Genomic DNA, 4415 nt, shown 5'->3' on the forward strand with positions numbered 1-4415 from the left:
GCATCTTGTCGGTCTTGAGTTCGAAGGCAACCTTCTGGCCCTCTGCAAGGCCGGAAAGTCCCGCCCGTTCCACGGCGCTGATATGCACGAACACATCCTTTCCGCCATCATTGGGCTGGATAAATCCAAAACCCTTCTGACCGTTGAACCACTTGACAGTGCCTGTCGGCATTTTCTTCTCCAAAGCATATTTCGCATGACCATCACGCGATTCCATTCAACTGGTCGATGTCTTTGGGAAGGAGCCCGCAGGCGCGTTCAGAAAGGCACAGCGGCTAATCGAATATTCACAAACTACACCCTGGCTGCAAAAATGCAAGGAGGCGGGCCGAGACTCGACGCGCGCATCCTCGCTGCGTCGTCGCTTGCTCACAGCCCAATGAAGCGCCACTCGTGGCAGTGCTTCGCGCAAGAAGGTCGCTTTGCCCACCCGACCGATTCTTCGTGCCGGGCAACGCCAGCGGGTGCATATCTTCGATGCAGCGCGTCGCTTCTGATTTTCGGAAAAGCCGTTGACCTCGTCGCAAATCGGTGGCACAATCCGCGCCATCCCGCCTCGGCAAGAGGGACGTTTGGCCAATCGTCACCGAACGTGAGGCGGGGATGCGATGGACGCGACGGTGCTGCCAGACGAGCGGTGCCTGCGCGGACGCCGAAGGCGTGTGGTCCTGATCCCCCGACGCTGGGATCAAGTTCGCGGGATGATGATTTCGCGAGGGATGGTGGCAATCAAGCCCGGTCACCAGGGAGAGCGCGCTATAAGGGTTAAAACCATCGCGCAGGGAAGGTCGGGTCAACTCGGCTGAGCCTGTGGTTCCTGCCCCGTGCGTTTCTGCTGCACGGGGGCCATGGGTGCCAGCCGGCACCCGGTCTTCCCTGCGCCCTCTTGATTTCGAGGGTATTGAACAAAGCGCAACCTGGGCGTCTCCCGCGCCGCAGGAAGGTGGCTGCATGGCTCCCGACGATGGAAGTGCGATGATACCTCGCCCGAAGGTCTGTCTGCGAGCACGGGAAGTTGGGGGCGGGGCCTCCGATCCCGCCAATCCCACCATATCTGGCATAATTGTCAGGCAGCTACCGCAAGTCCTTGGCCATGGCTGTTCGATGTGCTAATCGGCGGCGATCTGCTTCCGATCCGCCATTTAAGACCGACCGCACCGTCCCCAGGGACTGCGGCTATGGGGACATTTCGCCGATGACGCCTCCGATCTCCGCTCATGCCAAAACTGCTTCCGCGCCCGATTCATTTTTCACCGCTAGTCTCGCCGAGGCCGATCCCGAGATCGCCGCCGCGATCCAGGGCGAGCTCGGCCGGCAGCGGCATGAGATCGAGCTGATCGCCTCGGAGAACATCGTCAGCCGCGCCGTGCTGGAAGCACAGGGCTCGGTGATGACCAACAAATATGCGGAAGGCTATCCCGGCAACCGCTACTATGGCGGCTGCGAATGGGTCGACCTCGCCGAGACGCTGGCGATCGAGCGCGCCAAGAAACTGTTCGGCGCAGCCTTCGCCAACGTCCAGCCGAACTCCGGCAGCCAGATGAACCAGGCGGTGTTCCTGGCACTGCTCGAGCCAGGCGACACCTTCATGGGCCTCGATCTCGCCGCCGGCGGTCATCTCACCCACGGCTCGCCCGTGAACATCTCCGGCAGGTGGTTCAAGGTCGCGCACTACACGGTGCGCCGCGAGGACCAGATCATCGACATGGACGCAGTTGCGAAGCAGGCCGCCGAGGTGAAGCCGAAGCTGATCATCGCCGGCGGCTCGGCCTATTCGCGCGCCTGGGACTTCAAGCGCTTCCGCGAGATCGCGGACAGCGTCGGCGCCTGCTTGATGGTCGACATGGCGCATTTCGCCGGCCTCGTCGCGGGCGGCGTGCATGCTTCGCCCGTGCCCCATGCCCATGTCACGACGACGACCACGCACAAGTCGCTGCGCGGGCCGCGCGGCGGCCTGATGCTGTGGAACGATGAATCGCTGACCAAGAAGCTCAACTCGGCGGTATTCCCTGGGCTCCAGGGTGGTCCGCTGATGCATGTGATCGCGGCCAAGGCGGTGGCGCTCGGCGAGGCCCTGCGGCCCGACTTCAAGATCTACGCGAAGAACGTGGTCGAGAACGCCAAGGTGCTGGCCGAGAGCCTGCGCGGCCACGGGCTGGAGATCGTCTCCGGCGGCACCGACAACCATTTGATGCTGGTCGACCTCAGGCCCAAGGGGCTGAAGGGCAACGTCTCGGAGAAGGCGCTGGTGCGTGCCGCCATCACCTGCAACAAGAACGGCATTCCCTTCGATCCGGAAAAACCCTTCGTCACCTCGGGCCTTCGCCTCGGCACGCCGGCCGCGACCACGCGCGGTTTTGGCGTCGGCGAATTCAAGGAAGTGGCGGGCATGATCGCCGAGGTGCTGAACGCGCTGGCGCAGTCGCCGGACGGCAAGGCGCCGCTGGTGGAGGCGGCGATCAAGCAACGCGTGAAGGCGCTGACCGACCGCTTCCCGATCTATCAGTGAGGTCGAGAAGCGGATGCGCTGCCCAAGCTGCAACAGTCTCGATACCCAGGTGAAGGACTCCCGTCCAACCGAGGATTCCTCGGTGATCCGGCGGCGGCGGGTCTGCGTGTCCTGCAATTTCCGTTTCACCACTTTCGAGCGGGTGCAGCTCCGCGAGCTCACCGTCATCAAGCGCAACGGCCGCCGGGTGCCGTTCGACCGCGACAAGCTGATGCGCTCGGTGCAGGTCTCCCTGCGCAAGCGTCAGGTCGACCCGGAGCGGGTCGAGAAGATGGTGTCGTCGATCGTGCGCGAGCTGGAAAGCGCGGGGGAGGCGGAGATCTCGTCCGAGGTGATCGGCGAGACCGTGATGGAACATCTGCGCGCGCTCGATGACGTCGCCTATGTGCGCTTCGCCTCGGTCTATCGCAATTTCCGCGAGGCCAAGGATTTCGAGGCGGTGCTCGGCGAGCTCTCCGGCGAGGAGGACGCCCGCGTCGTCACCATCCGAAAATGATCTTCCGCATCCTGGAGGATCAATTCGCAGAGAAGAGCCGGCAGGCCAAGGATGCCGATCGGCGCTTCATGCAGCTCGCGCTGAGGCTCGGGCGGCGTGGGCAGGGGCGGACCTGGCCGAACCCGGCGGTCGGCGCGGTCGTGGTCAAGGACGGCGTCATCGTCGGCCGCGGCTGGACCCAGCCCGGCGGCCGGCCGCATGCGGAGCCGGAGGCCTTGCGGCGGGCCGGTGAGGCCGCGCGCGGCGCGACACTCTATGTGACGCTGGAGCCTTGCTCTCATTACGGTAAGTCGCCGCCCTGTGCGGATGCGGTCATCGCCGCCGGGATCGCCCGCGTGGTGGCGGCGATCGAGGACCCCAATCCGGACGTCGCGGGGGAGGGGCATGCGAGATTGCGCTCAGCCGGCCTCGTGGTCGATGTCGGGCTATGCGCGGCCGAGGCGGCGCATGACCATGCCGGCCATTTCCGGCGCATCCGCGACCAGCGTCCCCATGTCATCCTCAAGCTCGCGGTCTCCGCCGACGACAAGATCGGTGCGGCCGGCCGCAGGCCCGTCGCCATCACCGCCGAGGCTGCGCGCACGCGCGTCCATCTGTTGCGGGCGCAATGCGACGCCGTCCTGGTCGGGATCGGCACGGTGCTGGCCGACGATCCGCTGCTGAACTGCCGCCTGCCGGGCATGGCGGCGCGATCCCCCGTCAGGGTGGTGCTGGATCGCGCGCTGCGGCTTTCCGGCAACTGCCGCCTGGTGCATTCGGCGCGTGAGACGCCGCTCTGGGTGCTGGGCTCGGAATGGGCGGAAGCCGCCGCGGCCATGAGGCTCGGCGCGGCCGGCGCGCAGGTGATCAGGATCGCGCGTGACGATGGAGGTGGGCTCGATATTCCGGCCGTGTTGCAGGCGCTGTCCGAGCGCGGCATCACGCGGCTCCTGGTGGAGGGCGGCAGCCGGGTGGCGTCGTCTTTCGTCGCCGCCGGGCTTGTTGACGAGATCCGGCTGTTCCGCGGTTCCGAGGCGATCGGGGCCGACGGGGTCGATGCGCTGGACGCATTGCCGCTGTCGGCGATCACGCAGTCGCCGAGCTTCAGGCTTCGTGCTAGCGAGGCGCTGGATCAGGACAATTTGACCATCTACGAGCGGGCGTGATGTTCACAGGGATCGTCACCGATATCGGCGAGATCACGGCGTTGCAGCCGGTGGCGCAGGGTCAATTGCACCGCCTGCGCATCATATGCGGCTATGATCAGGCCACCATCGCCGACGGCGCCTCGATCGCCTGCAGCGGCGTCTGCCTCACTGTCGTTGCGTCTGGCACGGATGGCGGCAGGACCTGGTTCGAGGTCGATACCGCGGCGGAGACGCTCGCCATGACCACGGCAAGGCACTGGACGGTCGGCACACGGCTCAACCT

Annotated in this window: 4 protein-coding genes and 1 pseudogene; 4 read left to right on the top strand and 1 reads right to left on the bottom strand. The window is 65.5% G+C overall.

The window, feature by feature from the left end; genetic code table 11:
- Positions 1 to 172, bottom strand: a 172-nt coding sequence (locus JOY90_RS15485) for a cold-shock protein (RefSeq protein ID WP_291691996.1), incomplete at its 3' end; no start/stop codon positions are given.
- Between the two features lie 1023 nt (positions 173 to 1195).
- On the opposite strand from JOY90_RS15485, the gene glyA reads away from it, so the two are divergent.
- The 4 genes and pseudogenes from glyA to JOY90_RS15505 all read left to right on the top strand — a co-directional run.
- Positions 1196 to 2509, top strand: a complete 1314-nt coding sequence (gene glyA / locus JOY90_RS15490) for a serine hydroxymethyltransferase (RefSeq protein WP_291691993.1) — start codon at positions 1196 to 1198, stop codon at positions 2507 to 2509.
- A gap of 13 nt (positions 2510 to 2522) precedes the next feature.
- Positions 2523 to 3005 (top strand): transcriptional regulator NrdR, encoded by a 483-nt coding sequence (gene nrdR, locus JOY90_RS15495; RefSeq protein WP_291691994.1) that lies wholly within the window; start codon positions 2523 to 2525, stop codon positions 3003 to 3005.
- A complete protein-coding gene (gene ribD, locus JOY90_RS15500) occupies positions 3002 to 4150 on the top strand; it encodes a bifunctional diaminohydroxyphosphoribosylaminopyrimidine deaminase/5-amino-6-(5-phosphoribosylamino)uracil reductase RibD (protein ID WP_291691995.1) in 1149 nt (382 codons plus the stop codon). Before nrdR ends, ribD begins: the two co-directional genes overlap by 4 nt.
- Positions 4150 to 4415, top strand: a pseudogene (locus tag JOY90_RS15505) (riboflavin synthase); the annotation flags it as partial. The gene ribD and the pseudogene JOY90_RS15505, both read left to right, overlap by 1 nt.

Origin of the sequence: Bradyrhizobium sp. (assembly GCF_019242285.1) — a bacterium.
Taxonomy (GTDB): Bacteria; Pseudomonadota; Alphaproteobacteria; order Rhizobiales; family Xanthobacteraceae; genus Bradyrhizobium.